This window comes from Streptomyces sp. NPDC044003 (assembly GCF_056435185.1).
The window spans coordinates 25,351-40,448 of record NZ_JBWKFA010000007.1; the positions used below are offsets into that span (position 1 = coordinate 25,351).

A 15,098-nucleotide genomic window follows, 5' to 3' on the forward strand; every position below is an offset into this window, starting at 1 on the left:
GGTGATGTTCCGGCCGTCCCGGCCTGATGAGGTGGGAGGGTGCACCATCCCGTCCCGCGCCCTCAGCCGCTCCCGTCCTCCGTCGCCCCACGCGCGGAGCTCGCGCCCTTCCTGACGCCGTCGCTCGCGACGGTCGTGTCGGGCGCGCGCCGCAGAGCCCTCAGGGACGGCGACCGTCAGATCGACACCGCCCACCTCCTGCACTCGCTCGTCGAGTCCGACCCCGAGGTCGGCGCCGCCTTCGAGGGCGGGCACCAGCTCGCCCGCGTCCTCGGCTATCTCGTCCAGCGCTCCATCGGCTACGGCCTGCGCTGGCAGCGCACGGAGGAGCAGTCGGCGGCCCGGCGTCTGCTGCCCGCCGCCCGCGGGGCCGAACCCGCGGGCACCCGCCCCTCCCCGTGGTCGCCGGCCGCTGCCGCCGCCCTGGAAGGCGCCTTCCGGCGGGCCGCCGAGCGCGGCGAGCCCCAGGCCCGCGGCCTCGACCTGCTCGCCGCCGTCGCCGCCGATCCCGAGAGCCGGGCCGTCGAGGTGCTGCGCCGCGCGGGGGTCGAACCGGCCGCGCTGACCGCCCGTGTCACCGGCCTTCTGGCCGCCCGCGACGAGGAGCCGTCTCAACAGGTGTAACGGGGGTTACGCCCCTGACGGCGTCCTGTCATGATGGCCCGATGCACGCGTCTCAGGGGAGAAGCGCCGGCCTGGGACTCGCCCTGGCCTCGGCCTTCGCATTCGGTGGTTCAGGAGTGGCGGCCAAGCCGCTCATCGAGGCGGGACTCGACCCGCTCCATGTGGTGTGGCTCCGGGTCGCCGGCGCCGCGCTCGTCATGCTGCCGGTGGCCTGGCGCCACCGGGACCTCCTGCGCCGCAAACCGGCCCTCCTCGTGGGCTTCGGCCTGCTCGCCGTCGCCGGAGTCCAGGCCTTCTACTTCGCCTCGATCTCCCGCATCCCCGTCGGCGTCGCCCTCCTCATCGAGTACCTGGCCCCCGCCCTCGTCCTCGGCTGGGTCCGCTTCGTCCAGCGCCGGCCCGTCACCCGCGCCGCCGCTCTCGGCGTCGTCCTCGCCGCCGGCGGCCTCGCCTGCGTCGTGCAGGTCTGGTCCGGGCTGAGCTTCGACCTCGTCGGCCTGCTCCTGGCCCTCGCCGCCGCCTGCTGCCAGGTCGGCTACTTCGTCCTCTCCGACCAGGGCGCCGACGAGGCCGAGCAGGCGGAGCGGGCCGATCCGGTGGGAGTCATCGCGTACGGACTGCTCATCGGCGCGCTCGTCCTCACGGTCGTGGCCCGGCCCTGGGGCATGGACTGGGGCGTCCTCGGCGGGCGGGCCGACATGAACGGGGTCAGCGTGCCCGCGTGGCTGCTGCTCGGCTGGATCGTGCTGATCGCCACCGTCCTCGCGTACGTCACCGGCGTCATCTCGGTGCGCCGCCTCTCCCCGCAGGTGGCGGGTGTCGTGGCCTGTCTGGAGGCGGTCGTCGCGACCGTCCTGGCCTGGGTCCTGCTCGGTGAGCACCTGGACGCGCCGCAGATCATCGGCGGTGCGGTGGTCCTGGTCGGGGCCTTCATCGCCCAGTCCTCGACGCCGAAGGCGCCCCCGAGCGAGCCGGTGGCCGGCTCCGCCCCGGCGGCCGGAGCCGGGGATTCCGCGGAGCGGGACGCGGAGTTGTCGGCCGGCCGGACCGCCCCTTAGGGCATGCCTGACCCTTCCCGTCGGGTCCGGCCCGCCCGGCACGCACGCTCGCCGCACGGCCGAAACGCCCAAGTAGCTCCTCCCCCACTCTCGGCTTCGCTCGAGCGGGGGGACCCCCATCAAGGGCGCCCCGGCCGCACGCCGATCGCACGCACCGAACGACCCGGCCTGATCCGTCGCGAATGGTCAGGCATGCCCTAGGATGCCGACCATGCATTCGACCGTGCTTCCGCCTCCCGCCGCCTAGCGCGCGCGGAGACTCTCCTCGACGAAGACCGGGCTCGGCAGGCGTTCCTCGCCGCCGAGCGGTTCGTCGCTGCCCGCGCGCGGAGCCCAGCGACCACCTTTCACTCCTGTCTTCCACGGAGAACTCACGTGTCGAACTCCTCGGGATCCGCCCTGTCCGTCGGGCGGAGCCTCCTCTATCTGATCGTCGCCGGCATCGCCTGGGGCACGGCCGGCGCCGCCGCCTCGCTGATCTTCCGCGTCAGCGACATGGGCCCGCTCGCCCTCTCCTTCTGGCGCTGCGTCGGCGGCCTCGTCCTGCTGCTCGGCGCGCTGGCGCTGCGGCCCCGGCGGGCGGCCGCCCGCGCCGAGCGGGAATCGCGCGGCCGGAAGACGGCCCGCATCCTCGGCACGGGGATCGGTCTCACCGTCTTCCAGAGCGCGTACTTCGCCGCCGTCGAGGCCACCGGCCTCGCGGTCGGCACCGTCGTCACCCTCGGCGCGGGGCCCGTCCTCATCGCGCTCGGCGCCCGGCTCACCATGGGGGAACGCCTCGGCCGGGGCGGGATCGTCGCGGTCACCGGGGCGCTCGCCGGGCTCTTCGTGCTCGTCCTGGGCGGCGGGGCCGCTGAGGTGCGGCCGCTCGGCGTCGTCCTCGCGGTGGTCTCGGCGGCCGGATACGCGGCGATCACCCTGCTCACCCGGTGGCTCGGCCGTGACGGCGGCGGTTCGGACGCGCTGGCGACGACCACCTGGGCCTTCGCGATCGGGGCCGTCGGGCTGCTGCCCGCCGCGGTCGCGGAGGGGCTCGTCCCGCACACCGACGCGCCGGTGAGCGTGGTGCTGCTGCTCGTGTACGTGGCGGCGGTGCCGACGGCGCTCGCCTACGCGCTGTACTTCGCCGGGGCGGCCGTCGTCCGGGCCGCCACCGTCTCCGTGATCATGCTCCTCGAGCCGGTGAGCGCGGCCCTGATCGCGGTCTCGCTGCTGGGCGAGCGGCTCACCGTCGCCATCGTGCTCGGCACCCTGCTGCTGCTCGCCGCCGTGACGGGCCTCGCCCTCGCGGAGGCACGGACGGCGGCGGAGGCGCGCAGGCGGGAGCCGGTGGCGGTGTAGGAGGGTGCCGGTGGGGCGGGTGGCCGGTGCTGCCCGCCCCACCGGTCTCATCCGTTCGTACGGCGGCGCCGCTGGTGGGCCCGGGCGTTCAGGTCGCCGGGTCCCGCCCGCTCGGCGAGCCGCTCCGAGACCCGGTCCTGGACCTCCTGCGGCTTGTTGCCGGCGTACTTGAACTTCGCGCGTACGTCGGTCACCTCCAGGCTCAGCACCCGGATCCCCGACAGGAGCCTGCCGAACGGGGCCTCGCCCGGGGCGGCGGCCGCGGTGCCGCCCTCCGGCTGGAAGTGGGCCACCTGGCGGTTGAGCAGCGCGGCCTTCTCCGCCGGATCGTCGACCACGCGCGCGGTGCAGCGCAGCTGGACGGCCGCGTAGTACGAGGTCGGGGTGCCGTGCTCGGACGGGGCGCCCTCGGGGGCCGTCCAGTGCCCCGGGACGTAGACGTAGTCGTCGACCACGCTCAGGAGCACCGTCGGGTTCGCCTCCAGGGCGCGCCAGAGCGGGTTGGGCCGCGCCAGATGGGTCAGGGCCCTGCCGTACGGGCCGGGCTCGGCGTCGTACCGGAAGTGCAGGGGCTGCACCCACGGCGGCTCGCCGGGCAGGCCGTTGACGGCGAGCTGGCCGAAGTCGTGCCGGGAGAGCCAGTCGCGCCACTCGCCCTCGTCGTGGGCGGCGTCCCAGGGGTGGATCAGCATCGCCGGTCCGTCCTTCCTCGGTCGGAGCGCGGTGTCAGAGCGCGGTGAGGTAGGCGGGCAGGGCGACGGACGGGTCGAGGTCGTCCGACGGGACCGGAGCGCCGTAGCCGCCCTGGACGGGGATCACGCCCGCCCAGTGGGGGAGGCCGAGGTCCTCGGGGTCGTCGTTGGGGCCGCCGGTGCGGACCTTCGCCGAGACCTCGTCCAGGTCGAGCCGGATCACGGCGGTGGCCGCGAGCTCCTTGGCGTTCCCGGGGCGCGAGTCGGCGGAACGGCCGGGGACGACGTGGTCCACCAGGGCGTCGAGGGCCGTCCGCAGCTCCTCGGGGTCGGTGACCTGGTGGGCGGTGCCGTGGACGACGACCGAGCGGTAGTTGAGCGAGTGGTGGAAGGCGGAGCGCGCGAGCACGAGGCCGTCGACGTGCGTCACGGTCAGGCAGACGGGCAGGCCCGGGGCCGACACGCCGTCGCCGGCCGCGCGCAGCGGCCGCGAGCCGGTGGAGCCGTGGACGTAGAGGCGGTCGCCGACCCGGCCGAACAGCGTCGGCAGGACGACCGGAGCGCCGTCGCGGACGAAGCCGAGGTGGCAGACGTAGGCCTCGTCGAGTATCGAGTGGACGAGGTCCTTGTCGTACGAGGCGCGGTGGCGGGAGCGCGTGGGCACGGTCCGGTCGGTCGGCGTGTAGGCGTCGCTCGGCGCGGACGTGTCCGGGGAGGTGCTCGTGTCGGCGGCGGCACTCATTGCGTACTCCATTGCACTAGTGCATAATCATGTTTGTGCTAGGAGAGTATCGGATCGAAGGTCGTCGCGCATCGGACATCGCCGCCAGCGTCGAGCGGGGAGTGGGCACGGGCGCGCTTCAGCCCGGTCAACTGCTGCCGCCCATGCGGGAATTGGCGCTCACCCTCGGCGTGAACCCGAACACCGTCGCCGCCGCCTACCGCACCCTGCGCGAGCGCGGGGTCATCGAGACCGACGGACGGCGCGGCAGCCGGGTGCGGCCGCGCCCCGCCACGACCGCGCGCGGCTCGATCCGCGTGGAGGCGCCCGCCGGGGTCCGGGACGTGGGCAAGGGCAGCCCCGACCCGGCCCTGCTGCCGCCCCTCGGCGAGGCCTTCGCGGAGGTCGCCCGGCGGTACGCCGAGCGGCCCGGGATGTACGGAGAAGCCCCCGTCGACGAGGAGTTCGGCCGCCTCGCGCGCGCCGCCTTCGACGCGGACGGGGTGCCCCCGGGGCCGATCGGCGTCACCTCGGGCTCCCTCGACGCCGTCGAGCGCGTGCTCATCGCCCACCTCAGGCCCGGCGACGCCGTCGCTGTCGAGGACCCGGGCTGGGGCAGCCTCCTCGACCTCGTGCCCGCCCTCGGGCTGCGCCCGGTGCCGGTCGCCGTCGACGACGACGGTCCGCTCCCCGAGGCGGTCGAGCGCGCGATCCGGCAGGACGGGGCGCGGGCCGTGATCGTCACCGACCGGGCGCAGAACCCGACCGGGGCCTGCGTCACCGAGGACCGGGCCCGGGAGCTGCGGCGGGTCCTCGCCGCGCACCCCGGCGTGCTGCTCGTCGAGGACGACCACGGGCACGGCATCGTCGCCCAGCCCCTCCACCCCCTGGCCGGCGTCACCGACCGCTGGGTCCTCGTCCGTTCGGTCGCCAAGGCGTACGGGCCCGACCTGCGGATCGCCGCCTTCACCGGCGACGCCGAGACCGTCGACCGGGTGCTCGGACGGCAGCGGCTCGGCCCCGGCTGGGTCAGCAGGCTGCTCCAGCGGACCGTCGCCCACCTCTGGGCCACGGACGCGGTGGACCCGGCCGCCGTCGCGGGCGCGTACGGCAAGCGGCGCGACGGGCTGGTGCGGGCCCTGGCCCGGCGCGGCGTCGAGGCGCACGGACGGAGCGGCATGAACGTCTGGGTCCCGGTCTCCGACGAGACCGGCGCGGTGGCCCGGCTCCTCGCCGCGGGCTGGGCGGTCGCGCCGGGCGCCCGCTTCCGGATGGAGGCGGGGCCGGCGATCCGGCTCACCGTCTCGGGTCTCGCCGCCACGGACGTCGAGGCGCTGGCGGAGGCCGTGGCGGGGGCGGTGGGGCCGGCGCCCGCGCGGAGCTACGGGTAGGGGCGCGTCGTCGGCTTCGCCGCCTCGTACTACGGGCTCCCGGACATCGGCTTCATCGCCTGGCCGGACATGGTGGCCTTCGTGCAGCGGCTGCGCGGAGCCTTCCCCCGCCACCACCTGCTCGTGGACATCGACGACGGCTACGTCGACCCCGAGGTCGCCTGCCATGTCGTGGAGGGCCTGGAGCGCATCGGCGCCTCGGGCGTGATCCTGGAGGACAGTCTGCTGACCGTCATCGACAACTCGCACGCCGACTCCGTCGTGGAGATCGACCGGGCGGCCAACGTCCAGTACGGCAGCAGCGGTACGGCAGGGAGCGATCACGACGGCAGTGCCGTGGACGCCCTGCACACCCTCTTCGGCGGGGCGCGATCGGGCGGCGACTGACGCCCGGAGCGAACGGAACGGCCGGACACCGCCCTCGTGGTGTCCGGCCGTTCCCGTGCCCCGCCGCTCTGTGCGGTCAGTCCTCCAGCAGGTCGGGGAGGCCCAGCTCGTCGAGCTCGACGGGCTCCGGACCGTCCATGGGGGCGACGGCCGCCACGACGCCGGCGGTGGCGGTGGCCGCCTGCGCCGCGCCGGCGAAGCCGAGGAGGGCGCCGGTCACGGCGAGGGCGGCGACGAGGGTTCGGGGGAGTGCGGTGAGGTTCATGCCCGGGGAACGATCTTGTCCTCGCGGGGGTCGCGGAGAGTGACACGGGAGAGGGAGAGGCGCCCGCCCGAGGCCCGCACGCCCGACGTACGGGTGGAGGCGCGGGTCTGGGTGAGGGCCGCGCCCGCCAGGACCACGAGCGCGCCGACCGGGGTGTTCCAGGTGAGCCGCTCGTCCAGGAGCGCGACGCCCGCCGCCGTGGCGATGACCGGGATGAAGTACGTGACCATGGAGGCCGTCGTCGGGCCGACCTCCGCCACGACGCCGTACTGGAGCAGCATCGCGTACCCCGTACCGAGCGCGCCGAGGGCGATCACGGACAGCAGCGGCATGAGTTCGACCGACGTCGGGACCGAGGTGAACAGCGGGGTGACCACGGCCAGCTGCAGGGTCGCCAGGCCGACCTGGGAGCCCGCGAGCGAGAGGTTCGAGGCGCCGGTGCCGCTCAGGGTCCTGCGGACGTAGATCCAGCCGACCGCGTAGCTGAACGAGGCGAGCAGGGCCAGGGCCGTGCCGGTCACGTCGAGGCCGGAGAAGCCCTGCCAGGCGCCGAGCACGGTGAGGACGCCGATGAAGCCGATGCCCAGACCGGCCGCGCGGACCCGGGTCGGGCGGTCCTCGGAGAGCGCCACGAGCGAGAGCAGCATGCCCCAGAGCGGGGTCGTCGCGTTGCAGATGCCCGCCAGGGTGGAGGGGATCGTGAGCTCCGCGTACGCGAAGAGGGAGAACGGCAGCGCGTTCAGGAGGAAGGCCGCGACCGCAAGGTGGCCCCAGACGCGGGCCGTGCGCGGCAGCCGGTCCCGCTTCACGACGATCGCGACGGCGAGCACCGCCGTACCGAAGAGGAGTCGCCCGAAGGTGACCTGGAAGGGTGCGAAGCCCTCCGTACCGACCTTGATGAAGAGGAAGCTGCAGCCCCAGATGAGGGCGAGGGTGCCGAAACGGACGCGCCAGTCGAGCAAGTGGGAGGGGGAGGGTGAGGGCGGGGCTGCGGGGCTCATGCACTCAGGGTGACCGGAACGATGTCTTAGAACAAGCGAGAATTCCTCGACCCTTCCCCTTAGTATCGCTTACATGTCGAACCTGGAGCGGACATGTTGAACCTGGAGCGCCTCCGCACCCTCGACGCCGTCGCCCGGCACGGCTCGGTCAGCGGCGCGGCCGACGGCCTGCACGTCACGACCTCGGCCGTCTCCCAGCAGCTGTCCAAGCTGGAGCGCGAGGTCGGACAGCAGCTGCTCGCCAAGAACGGCCGGGGCGTGCGGCTCACCGACGCCGGGCTGCTCCTCGCCGAGCACGCCGCCCGGATCCTGTCCCAGGTCCAGATGGCCCAGGCGGACATCGAGGCGCAGCGGGGCCGGGTCGTGGGCGAGGTGCGGCTCGCGGCCTTCCCGACGGCGGCGCGCGGACTGTTCCCGACGGCCCTCGCCGCACTGCGCGCCGGCCATCCCGAACTCCGCGTCCGTACGTCGGAGCTGGAGCCGGAACCCGGCGTGCGGGCGGTCATGCGCGGCGACGCCGACCTGGCGATCGTCCTGGAGTGGAGCAACAAGCGGGCACCCGCCCCCGGCGGTCTGGCGCGCGCCCATCTCCTCGACGACTCCGCCGACGTCGCCCTGCCCGCCGGGCATCCGCTGGCCGGCCGGGAGGCGGTGGACCTGGAGGACTTCGCCGACGAGGAGTGGGTCTCCTGGCCCGAGGGCGAGTTCTGCCACGACTGGCTGATGTTCACGCTGCGCTCGCAGGGCATCGAGCCGCGCATCGGGCACTTCGCGGGGGAGCACCACACCCAGCTGGCCCTGGTCGCGGCCGGGCTCGGGGTGTGCGTCACACCCCGGCTCGGGCGTCCGGTGCCGGACGGGGTCGTCTTCGTTCCCGTACGGCAGAAGGTCCGGCGCCACATCTACGCCACCTGGCGCGCCGACGCGGGCCGCCGGCCCTCCGTACGGGCGGTCGTCGCGGCGCTGCGGGCGGCGGCGGAGCCGCTGTCGAGCTGAGGCGGGGGTCTCAGAGGCCCGCGAGCTTGCGGAAGTCCCAGGACGCGACGGCGTCCGGGGTCAGCCGGAGCCAGGCGTGCCGGCCGTCGTGCGGCATGGCGTCCAGGCCGAAGTTCTTGGCGGCGAAGAGCTGCTCCGGCACGTCGAGTTCGGGGCAGGGCTCCCCGGTGCGGGGCGCCTCGCCGACGAAGACCGCCGTCCCCGACAGCTCCACGCCGCGCAGCTCCCCGTACTCCTCGCCGTCGTCCACCACGACCGCGATCCTCGGATCGGCGCGCAGCTCCGCCCAGCGCCGGCTGCGGGTGATCGAGTACAGCCACAGCGAGGAGCCGTCCCACACGAACCAGAGCGCGCTCACGTGCGGGCGGCCGTCGGCGGAGACCGTCGCGACCCGGCAGGTGCGCTGTTCGGCGAGGAAGGAGTCGAGCTCGGCCGGGGTCATCATGATCCGGCGTCCACGGCGCTGTGCGACGGTCATCGTCCGCACCCTTCTGGATTTCTGATGAGACGTCAGAAAGCATGGGGGGCCAACCGCGCGCGTGCAAGGGGAAGCCATGGGACAGAGTCCGAGAGAACGGCTCGGGGAGCGGATCCGCCCGGACGGCGGAGTCGTCCTGCTCACCGTCGAGTGCCAGCAGGGGGTCGTCGGACCCGACAGCGCCCTGCCCGAACTGGCCGCCGTCGCCCGCGCGTCGGGCGCCCTGCGGAACGTCGCCCGGCTCGTCGCCGCCGCCCACGCGGCGGACGTCCAGGTGATCCACGCCGTCGCCGAGCGGCGCCCCGACGGGCGGGGCGCCAACACCAACGCCCGGCTCTTCACGGCCGCCGCCCGGCTGCCCGTGCAGCAGCACAGCGGCAGCAGGGCCGTCCGGATCGCCGAACCGATCGAGGTCGCCGACGAGGACCTGGTCGTCCGGCGCCTGCACGGGCTCTCGCCGCTCGCCGGCACCGACGTCGACGCGCTGCTCCGCAACCTCGGCTGTCGCACGTTGATCGTCACGGGGGTCTCCGCCAACGTGGCCGTGCCCAACGCGGTCTTCGACGCCGTGAACCTCGGCTACACGGTCGTCGTGCCCGGGGACGCCATCGCGGGGGTGCCGGCCGACTACACCCCCGCGATGATCCGCCACACCCTCGCGCTCGTCGCCACGATCACCACGACGGACGAGGTGCTGGACTGCTGGAAGGCCCCCAGGGGCGCCGGGGGTGCCGTCAGCCGGAGCTGATCTCCTCGCCCACCACCTGGATCGGCTCGGGCGGCAGCGGCGAGGGCGCCGGACCGGCCTTCACGCTGCCGTCCGAGATGTCGAAGTGGCTCTGGTGGCACGGGCAGACGATGACGCCGTCCTTCACGCTGCTCACGGCGCAGCCCTGATGCGTGCACTTCGAGGAGAAGGCCTTGAACTCGCCGGCCTTCGGCTGGGTGATCACCAGGCCCTTGTCGGCGAGGATCTTCCCGCCGCCCACCGGGATGTCCCCGGTCCGCGCGAGGGCGCCGCCCTCCGGGGCGGCGCTCTTGTCGTCCGCGCCGCCCCCGCAGGCGGCGAGCGCCGCCACCAGGCCCGCGCTGCCCGCCGCCGCGACCACCGTCCGGCGTGCCACTCCGCTCATGTACTGCCCCTCTTTCCTCGGTGTGCTTGCTGCATGGGTGACGGTACGTCTGTGAGCTGTGTCCCGTTCACAGGATGCGTACTTCGAGAGCCTTACAGTTCTGAGTAGAGTGTCGGGAACCTGGACATCCTTCGATGAAAGTGTCTAGCTTCGGTGAACTCGTCGGTCAGCACCCATCACGTACGGGCCGTACTGTTCGGCGCCGAGCGGCGCGGGCTGGCTCCCGGGCCGCTCCTCGCCCGCGCCGGACTGCCCGCCGGGCTCCTGGAGGAGGCGCACCGGGCCAGGGTCCCCGCCGAACAGTTCGGACAACTCGTCAGAACACTCTGGGCCACCCTCGACGACGAGCTGATCGGCTTCGGCGGCGCGCCCAGCAAGGTCGGGACCTTCGCGATGATGGCCCACGTCGTGGTCCACGGCAGCCGGGACCTGCGCGAGGCGCTCCGGCGCGCCCAGACCTTCTACTCCCTCTTCCCGGCGGGACCGCGCTTCCGGCTCCTCGAACCCGACACCGGCGCCGGTACCGGCGAAACCGGCGGACTCGACGAGGCGCGGATGGAGTTCGACGTCTCCGGGTACGACGACCCCCTCCACTTCGGCGCCGAGTCCACCGTCCTGGTGGCACACCGCTTCGCCGGCTGGCTCGTCCGGCGCCGGATCGGCCTGCGGCGGGTCGAGTTCGTCCACCCCGCGCCCCGGCACGCGCGCGAGTACGCCCTCCTGTTCGGCGCGCCCTGCGTCTTCGGCGCGGAACGCACGGCGGTCGTCTTCGACCGGGCGGACCTCGACGAACCCGTCCTGCGGGACGCCGCGGCGCTCAAGGTCTTCCTCCGCCGCGCCCCGGTCGACGTCCTGGTCTGCGCCGACTACGGCAGCACGGTGACCGGGCGGGTACGGCACCTGATCGGCCGGGCGCTGCCCGCCGGGCCGGTGCCGACGCCCGAGGAGCTGGCCGACCGGCTGTCCGTCAGCCCGCAGACCCTGCGGCGCCAACTGGCCGCCGAGGGAACCACGTACCAGCGGCTCCGTGACCAGGTGCGGCGCGATCACGCCATCGCCGAACTGACCGGCGGCCGGGTGTCGATCGAGGGGCTCTCCCGGCAGCTCGGCTTCTCCGAACCCAGCGCCTTCCACCGGGCGTTCAGGCGCTGGACCGGCGAGACGCCCCGGTCCTATCAGACGCGCGGTCAACAACCCTGAGCGGTACGGTCACAGCCGCCGCCCACCGCCCGGCCTACCGTCCCGCCATGACCGAAATCGACCGGTCCGGCGCTGTACGGCCGCCGGACCGCACCCGACGCCGATGAACCCGCGCCGGGCGGCCGGCGCCGTCCTCGGGACCGGTGTCCTGCTCTGCCTCCTCGCCGGGGTCGCCGTCACGGCCCTCGGCGTCCGGGTCGACGGCACCAGCATGAGCCCGACCCTCCACCAGGGCGACCGGATCCTCGTCGCCCCGGGCTCGGCGGGCGAGGCGCGCCGGTTCGACGTGGTGCTGCTGCGGGCCACCGGGAAGGACGCCCTCCTGGTGAAGCGGGTGATCGCGCTGCCGGGCGACCGGGTCGCGATCGTCTCCACGCCGGACGAGCCCTTCCAGGTGCTCCTCCAGGAGGGGGGCCGGGGTCCGGTACGGCGGGTGATGGCGCCCGCATGGGCGGCGCAGGCCCACCGTACGGGCGCCTGCTGCGGGCCCGACGGCACCCGGTCGGCCCGGCCCGAGCTGCGGACCGTGCCCGCGGGGGCGTTCTTCTACCTGGGCGACAACCCCGACCTGTCGGACGACTCGCGGGCGTACGGCTGGGGCGCGCTCGACCGGGTCGAGGGCAGGGTCGGCGTACGGGCCTTCCCCGTCTCCGCGTCACCGGACATCGGCAACCGGCCGGTCCTGGAGGAGTACCGGGGGCCGGGCCCCTGACGGCTAGTCGGGGATCCGCTCCCGGCCGGTGCTCAGGGCGACCCGGACCACGGTGTCCGCGATGCGGCGGGCCGACTCCTCCGGCGAGGGGCCGGCCTGGACGATGTGGCTGGCGGTCAGCCGGACCGCCGCGTCCACGGCCAGTTCGCGCGCCACCGGGTCGATGGTGGGCCAGGCCTCCGTGACGTACGCGTCGCACATCGCCGTCGCCATGTCGAAGGCCGCGGCGGACCGGGTCGTGAGGTACGAGAGGAGTCCGTCCTCGCCGGTGCTGGTCAGCATGGCCTTGATCAGCGGGTTCCGGCCGGCCAGCGTGAGCGTGAAGCCGACGGCCGCCTCGACGGCCGCGCGCAGGTCGTCCCGGTGCGCGTCCAGGCCCTGCTGGATGCCGACGAGGCAGCGCTCCAGCTCGCGCTGGAAGAGGGCCTCGCCGACCGCCTCCTTGGAGGGGAACTCCGAGTACAGCGTCTGCCGGCTGACGCCGACCGCGCCGGCCAGGTGTGCCATGCGCAGCTTGTCGAAGCCGCGGTCGGCGACCGCCTCGTACGCGGCGTCGAGCAGCCGCTCGCGCAGCAGTGTCCGGACCGTCTCCCTGAACCGTGGCATCGGCCAAGCCTAGTCCAGGGGGAATTCTCCGCGGGATTGTCAGAAGTGTTGACACTTCTCAATAAAGTGTCCAATTCTCGAACAGGGAGCCGCGAAGTGTCATTCGACCCCAGCGGCACGACGGTTGGAGATCACATGCAGCACGAGACCAGAGGCGTCACCCGCTGGCGCAGATCGGCGTTCCTCGCCGTGCCCGCGACGGCCGCCATCGCCGCCATGGCCACGGCCATGGTCCAGGGCGCGCTCGCCGCGAACCTCTCGCTCACCAGCGTCCCCTTCACCCTCAGCTCCAAGACGGTCGCCGCGCCGCAGGGCATCGGCGCGGTCATGCACACCATCGACGCCGGCGGGGCCAAGGGCGCCGCCGAGGTCGGCATCGCCAAGGCGGGTCTCGACGGCATCTGCGTCCACGCCGTCCAGTCGGTCAACCTCCCGGTGATCGGCAGCCTCGGCACCTGGTCCCTCAACATCTCCTCGCCCGCCGCCGCGACCCCGCTCACCAGCGACCAGCTCGTCGCCGGTGCCGGGCTCCAGGCGAACAAGCTCGTGCTCGACGCGCAGGCCCTCAAGGCGGCGACGGCCACGCTCAACGCGAGCGACACCACCCCGAACGTCATCGGCGCGGCCGCCGACGGGTCCGGGATCAAGGGCACCGGCATCAACGACGGCACGCCGGGCCAGTTCGGCCTCGACGCCACCGGCGGCCGGACCGACATCAAGAACCTCAACGCCGACGCCAACGGCGCCACGATCGCCGGCGCGATCACCCTGCCGGACCTCGCGATCGGAATCGCCCACGGCGACAAGACCTGCGGCGCCTGACCGCACGCACCATCCCGGGGCCCCGTGTCCTTCGTACGGCGCGGGGCCCCGGCCCTCCCACCCCGACCCACCGCTGCGAGGCCTCCATGACCACCGACCCGCCGCCCGAGCCGACCCGAGAGCCCACCCCGGGCGGGCCGCACCGCGCGCGCAGCGCCTTCCGCCGCTGGCGCCGCACCCGCCCGTTCTGGGCGGCCGTCTGGACCGGACTCGGCGGCTTCGTCGTCTTCTTCCTGCCGATGGCACCCCTCGGCCAGATCCTCCAGGTCGGCGTCGGAGGCATCGCGGGCATGGCCGGCGGCGTCCTCCTGATGGCGATGGCGCTGCTCATCCTGCTGCTGCCCGGACAGCGCCACACCGCCGGAGTCATCGCGGTGATCGCGGGCGTCGCATCTTTCCCGCTGTCGAACCTCGGCGGCCTCTTCGTCGGAATGTGCCTGTCGGTCCTCGGCGGCTCCATGGCCTTCGCCTGGCTGCCGGAGAAGCCCGCCAAGCGGCGCCGCCCGCGCCGTACCACCCCGACCGCGTCCGTGGGGAGCGGATCCGCATGAGCGACCTCCTCTCCGGTGCCCGCCGCGCCGCCGCCGACTGGAACGCCCGGATGCTCGCCCAGGCCGCCGACGGCACCCGCCGCGGCACCCGCTGGGGGCGCGGCGCCTTCGCCCTCGTCCCCTCGGCCCTCGCCATCGGCGTCCTCGGCACCGCGCTCGCGCAGGGCGCGCTCGCCGCCAACTTCAGCGTCACCGGGCAGCCCTTCACCCTGACCTCCAACGGCGTCGAGGGCAGTGGCTTCGGCGCCATCGTCCACACCCCGGCCGTCGGGCGCCCCGACGGCACCACGACCACCAACACCGCCATGGCGCGCGTCGGCTTCGCCAGCGCCCATCTCGCCGGACTGTGCGGCATCGTCCACCAGACGATCGCCGGCGTCCCGTACTCGCTGCTCCTGACGGGCGGCCAGACGGTGACGGCGACCCCGCCCGCGACCTTCACCACCGACATCGACGCCTCGAACCTCTACATCCAGGCCACCGAACTCCAGGCGTACGGGCCCACCACCCTCCAGAACGCGGTGCTCGGCCAGTCCGCCGACCAGGTCACCGTCGCCGGCAAGCCGCTCACCGGCGCCCTGCCCGGCGGCTTCGGACTCGGCTCGGCCGGCGGCGAGGGCGGCAGCTCCATCGCGCTGCACGGACTGAACGCCACCGCGTACGACGCCGAGATGGCAGGCGCGCTCGTGCTGCCCGACCTGAAGATCAGGGTCGTCGCGGGAACGGCGACCGCATGCTGAGCCGGGCGAGGGCCGCGCACGTCTGGTTCCGCGCGTTCCGCCGCACCCGGCCGTTCTGGGGCGGGGTGTGGCTGGTCGCCGGCGGCTGGACCGTGCTCAAGTTCTCCCTCAGCTCCCTGCAGTTGATCGTGAGCACCGGCTTCGGGGGAGTGGCGGGCTATCTCGTCGGCGGCGGGATGATCCTGTGCGGGCTCATCCCGCTCGCGCTGCCCGCCCAGCGGTACACCTTCGGGCTGATCGGCGCGGTCCTCGCCGTCGTCTCGCTCGTCGTCTCCAACCTGGGCGGCTTCCTGCTCGGCATGATCCTCGGCGTGCTCGGCGGCTCCATGATGGTCGGCTGGGGCGTCAGACGCCCGCGCGGCCGGGCGGTGGAAGGATGA

20 protein-coding genes and 1 pseudogene are annotated in these 15,098 nt (G+C 74.1%); 13 read left to right on the forward strand and 8 right to left on the reverse strand.

The genetic code is table 11. The features are described from left to right. Positions 1-39 precede the first annotated feature (39 nt). Positions 40-624: a Clp protease N-terminal domain-containing protein gene (locus tag AC07AW_RS26185; RefSeq protein WP_478817888.1), complete on the forward strand. Its 585-nt coding sequence runs from the start codon at positions 40-42 to the stop codon at positions 622-624. A 41-nt stretch (positions 625-665) separates the two neighbouring features. Next, on the forward strand, positions 666-1,682 hold the full coding sequence (locus tag AC07AW_RS26190) for an EamA family transporter (RefSeq protein WP_478817889.1): 1,017 nt from the start codon (positions 666-668) through the stop codon (positions 1,680-1,682). A gap of 243 nt (positions 1,683-1,925) precedes the next feature. On the opposite strand, the gene AC07AW_RS26195 is transcribed toward AC07AW_RS26190, so the two are convergent. Beyond that, positions 1,926-2,057 (reverse strand): hypothetical protein, encoded by a 132-nt coding sequence (locus AC07AW_RS26195; protein WP_478817890.1) that lies wholly within the window; start codon positions 2,055-2,057, stop codon positions 1,926-1,928. On the opposite strand from AC07AW_RS26195, the gene AC07AW_RS26200 reads away from it, so the two are divergent. Then, on the forward strand, positions 2,058-3,023 hold the full coding sequence (locus AC07AW_RS26200) for a DMT family transporter (protein ID WP_478817891.1): 966 nt from the start codon (positions 2,058-2,060) through the stop codon (positions 3,021-3,023). A 47-nt stretch (positions 3,024-3,070) separates the two neighbouring features. On the opposite strand, the gene AC07AW_RS26205 is transcribed toward AC07AW_RS26200, so the two are convergent. Both AC07AW_RS26205 and AC07AW_RS26210 read right to left on the reverse strand, forming a co-directional pair. Continuing rightward, a complete protein-coding gene (locus tag AC07AW_RS26205) occupies positions 3,071-3,715 on the reverse strand; it encodes an FMN-binding negative transcriptional regulator (RefSeq protein WP_478817892.1) in 645 nt (214 codons plus the stop codon). A 34-nt stretch (positions 3,716-3,749) separates the two neighbouring features. Next, a complete protein-coding gene (locus tag AC07AW_RS26210; protein WP_478817893.1) occupies positions 3,750-4,457 on the reverse strand; it encodes a pyridoxamine 5'-phosphate oxidase family protein in 708 nt (235 codons plus the stop codon). A 35-nt stretch (positions 4,458-4,492) separates the two neighbouring features. Here AC07AW_RS26210 and AC07AW_RS26215 point away from each other — a divergent pair, with 35 nt between their 5' ends. Both AC07AW_RS26215 and AC07AW_RS26220 read left to right on the forward strand, forming a co-directional pair. After that, positions 4,493-5,827, forward strand: coding sequence for an aminotransferase class I/II-fold pyridoxal phosphate-dependent enzyme (locus tag AC07AW_RS26215; protein WP_478817894.1), 1,335 nt, complete (start codon positions 4,493-4,495; stop codon positions 5,825-5,827). A gap of 12 nt (positions 5,828-5,839) precedes the next feature. Continuing rightward, a pseudogene (locus tag AC07AW_RS26220) lies at positions 5,840-6,214 on the forward strand (isocitrate lyase/phosphoenolpyruvate mutase family protein); the annotation flags it as partial. 76 nt (positions 6,215-6,290) lie between these two features. Here AC07AW_RS26220 and AC07AW_RS26225 read toward each other — a convergent pair. Then, on the reverse strand, positions 6,291-6,479 hold the full coding sequence (locus tag AC07AW_RS26225) for a hypothetical protein (RefSeq protein WP_478817895.1): 189 nt from the start codon (positions 6,477-6,479) through the stop codon (positions 6,291-6,293). Then, the gene (locus tag AC07AW_RS26230) at positions 6,476-7,480 is read right to left on the reverse strand and encodes a DMT family transporter (protein WP_478817896.1); all 1,005 of its coding nucleotides are present in this window, start codon (positions 7,478-7,480) and stop codon (positions 6,476-6,478) included. Before AC07AW_RS26230 ends, AC07AW_RS26225 begins: the two co-directional genes overlap by 4 nt. Positions 7,481-7,573: 93 nt before the next feature. Here AC07AW_RS26230 and AC07AW_RS26235 point away from each other — a divergent pair, with 93 nt between their 5' ends. Next, positions 7,574-8,476 carry a LysR family transcriptional regulator gene (locus tag AC07AW_RS26235; RefSeq protein WP_478817897.1) on the forward strand — a complete coding sequence of 301 codons (903 nt, stop codon included), beginning with the start codon at positions 7,574-7,576 and terminating at the stop codon, positions 8,474-8,476. A 10-nt stretch (positions 8,477-8,486) separates the two neighbouring features. Here AC07AW_RS26235 and AC07AW_RS26240 read toward each other — a convergent pair whose 3' ends face one another. Further along, a complete protein-coding gene (locus tag AC07AW_RS26240; protein WP_392158228.1) occupies positions 8,487-8,954 on the reverse strand; it encodes a pyridoxamine 5'-phosphate oxidase family protein in 468 nt (155 codons plus the stop codon). A 76-nt stretch (positions 8,955-9,030) separates the two neighbouring features. On the opposite strand from AC07AW_RS26240, the gene AC07AW_RS26245 reads away from it, so the two are divergent. Then, positions 9,031-9,702: a cysteine hydrolase family protein gene (locus AC07AW_RS26245; protein ID WP_478817898.1), complete on the forward strand. Its 672-nt coding sequence runs from the start codon at positions 9,031-9,033 to the stop codon at positions 9,700-9,702. On the opposite strand, the gene AC07AW_RS26250 is transcribed toward AC07AW_RS26245, so the two are convergent. After that, a complete protein-coding gene (locus AC07AW_RS26250; protein ID WP_478817899.1) occupies positions 9,689-10,087 on the reverse strand; it encodes a Rieske (2Fe-2S) protein in 399 nt (132 codons plus the stop codon). The genes AC07AW_RS26245 and AC07AW_RS26250 overlap by 14 nt on opposite strands. Before the next feature lie 153 nt (positions 10,088-10,240). On the opposite strand from AC07AW_RS26250, the gene AC07AW_RS26255 reads away from it, so the two are divergent. Both AC07AW_RS26255 and lepB read left to right on the forward strand, forming a co-directional pair. Next, positions 10,241-11,287, forward strand: coding sequence for an AraC family transcriptional regulator (locus AC07AW_RS26255; RefSeq protein ID WP_478817900.1), 1,047 nt, complete (start codon positions 10,241-10,243; stop codon positions 11,285-11,287). A 103-nt stretch (positions 11,288-11,390) separates the two neighbouring features. After that, the gene (lepB, locus tag AC07AW_RS26260; protein WP_478817901.1) at positions 11,391-11,999 is read left to right on the forward strand and encodes a signal peptidase I; all 609 of its coding nucleotides are present in this window, start codon (positions 11,391-11,393) and stop codon (positions 11,997-11,999) included. 3 nt (positions 12,000-12,002) lie between these two features. On the opposite strand, the gene AC07AW_RS26265 is transcribed toward lepB, so the two are convergent. Next, the gene (locus tag AC07AW_RS26265; protein WP_478817902.1) at positions 12,003-12,605 is read right to left on the reverse strand and encodes a TetR/AcrR family transcriptional regulator; all 603 of its coding nucleotides are present in this window, start codon (positions 12,603-12,605) and stop codon (positions 12,003-12,005) included. 135 nt (positions 12,606-12,740) lie between these two features. On the opposite strand from AC07AW_RS26265, the gene AC07AW_RS26270 reads away from it, so the two are divergent. The 4 genes from AC07AW_RS26270 (at position 12,741) to AC07AW_RS26285 (ending at position 15,098) form a co-directional block, all read left to right on the forward strand. Then, positions 12,741-13,427, forward strand: a complete 687-nt coding sequence (locus AC07AW_RS26270; protein WP_478817903.1) for a DUF6230 family protein — start codon at positions 12,741-12,743, stop codon at positions 13,425-13,427. A gap of 86 nt (positions 13,428-13,513) precedes the next feature. Then, on the forward strand, positions 13,514-13,978 hold the full coding sequence (locus AC07AW_RS26275) for a DUF6114 domain-containing protein (RefSeq protein ID WP_478817904.1): 465 nt from the start codon (positions 13,514-13,516) through the stop codon (positions 13,976-13,978). Further along, on the forward strand, positions 13,975-14,718 hold the full coding sequence (locus AC07AW_RS26280; protein WP_478817905.1) for a DUF6230 family protein: 744 nt from the start codon (positions 13,975-13,977) through the stop codon (positions 14,716-14,718). Before AC07AW_RS26275 ends, AC07AW_RS26280 begins: the two co-directional genes overlap by 4 nt. Next, positions 14,712-15,098, forward strand: a complete 387-nt coding sequence (locus AC07AW_RS26285; protein ID WP_478817906.1) for a DUF6114 domain-containing protein — start codon at positions 14,712-14,714, stop codon at positions 15,096-15,098. The genes AC07AW_RS26280 and AC07AW_RS26285 overlap by 7 nt, the downstream gene beginning before the upstream one ends.

Bases quoted from the DNA above. Each gene is read 5' to 3' on its own strand.
- AC07AW_RS26210 (WP_478817893.1), bottom strand. From the start codon at position 4,457: ATGAGTGCCGCCGCCGACACGAGCACCTCCCCGGACACGTCCGCGCCG.
- AC07AW_RS26240 (WP_392158228.1), bottom strand. From the start codon at position 8,954: ATGACCGTCGCACAGCGCCGTGGACGCCGGATCATGATGACCCCGGCC.
- AC07AW_RS26245 (WP_478817898.1), top strand. From the start codon at position 9,031: ATGGGACAGAGTCCGAGAGAACGGCTCGGGGAGCGGATCCGCCCGGAC.
- AC07AW_RS26250 (WP_478817899.1), bottom strand. From the start codon at position 10,087: ATGAGCGGAGTGGCACGCCGGACGGTGGTCGCGGCGGCGGGCAGCGCG.
- AC07AW_RS26225 (WP_478817895.1), bottom strand. From the start codon at position 6,479: ATGAACCTCACCGCACTCCCCCGAACCCTCGTCGCCGCCCTCGCCGTG.
- AC07AW_RS26270 (WP_478817903.1), top strand. From the start codon at position 12,741: ATGCAGCACGAGACCAGAGGCGTCACCCGCTGGCGCAGATCGGCGTTC.
- AC07AW_RS26205 (WP_478817892.1), bottom strand. From the start codon at position 3,715: ATGCTGATCCACCCCTGGGACGCCGCCCACGACGAGGGCGAGTGGCGC.
- AC07AW_RS26230 (WP_478817896.1), bottom strand. From the start codon at position 7,480: ATGAGCCCCGCAGCCCCGCCCTCACCCTCCCCCTCCCACTTGCTCGAC.
- AC07AW_RS26280 (WP_478817905.1), top strand. From the start codon at position 13,975: ATGAGCGACCTCCTCTCCGGTGCCCGCCGCGCCGCCGCCGACTGGAAC.
- AC07AW_RS26265 (WP_478817902.1), bottom strand. From the start codon at position 12,605: ATGCCACGGTTCAGGGAGACGGTCCGGACACTGCTGCGCGAGCGGCTG.
- AC07AW_RS26190 (WP_478817889.1), top strand. From the start codon at position 666: ATGCACGCGTCTCAGGGGAGAAGCGCCGGCCTGGGACTCGCCCTGGCC.
- lepB (WP_478817901.1), top strand. From the start codon at position 11,391: ATGAACCCGCGCCGGGCGGCCGGCGCCGTCCTCGGGACCGGTGTCCTG.
- AC07AW_RS26285 (WP_478817906.1), top strand. From the start codon at position 14,712: ATGCTGAGCCGGGCGAGGGCCGCGCACGTCTGGTTCCGCGCGTTCCGC.
- AC07AW_RS26275 (WP_478817904.1), top strand. From the start codon at position 13,514: ATGACCACCGACCCGCCGCCCGAGCCGACCCGAGAGCCCACCCCGGGC.
- AC07AW_RS26235 (WP_478817897.1), top strand. From the start codon at position 7,574: ATGTTGAACCTGGAGCGCCTCCGCACCCTCGACGCCGTCGCCCGGCAC.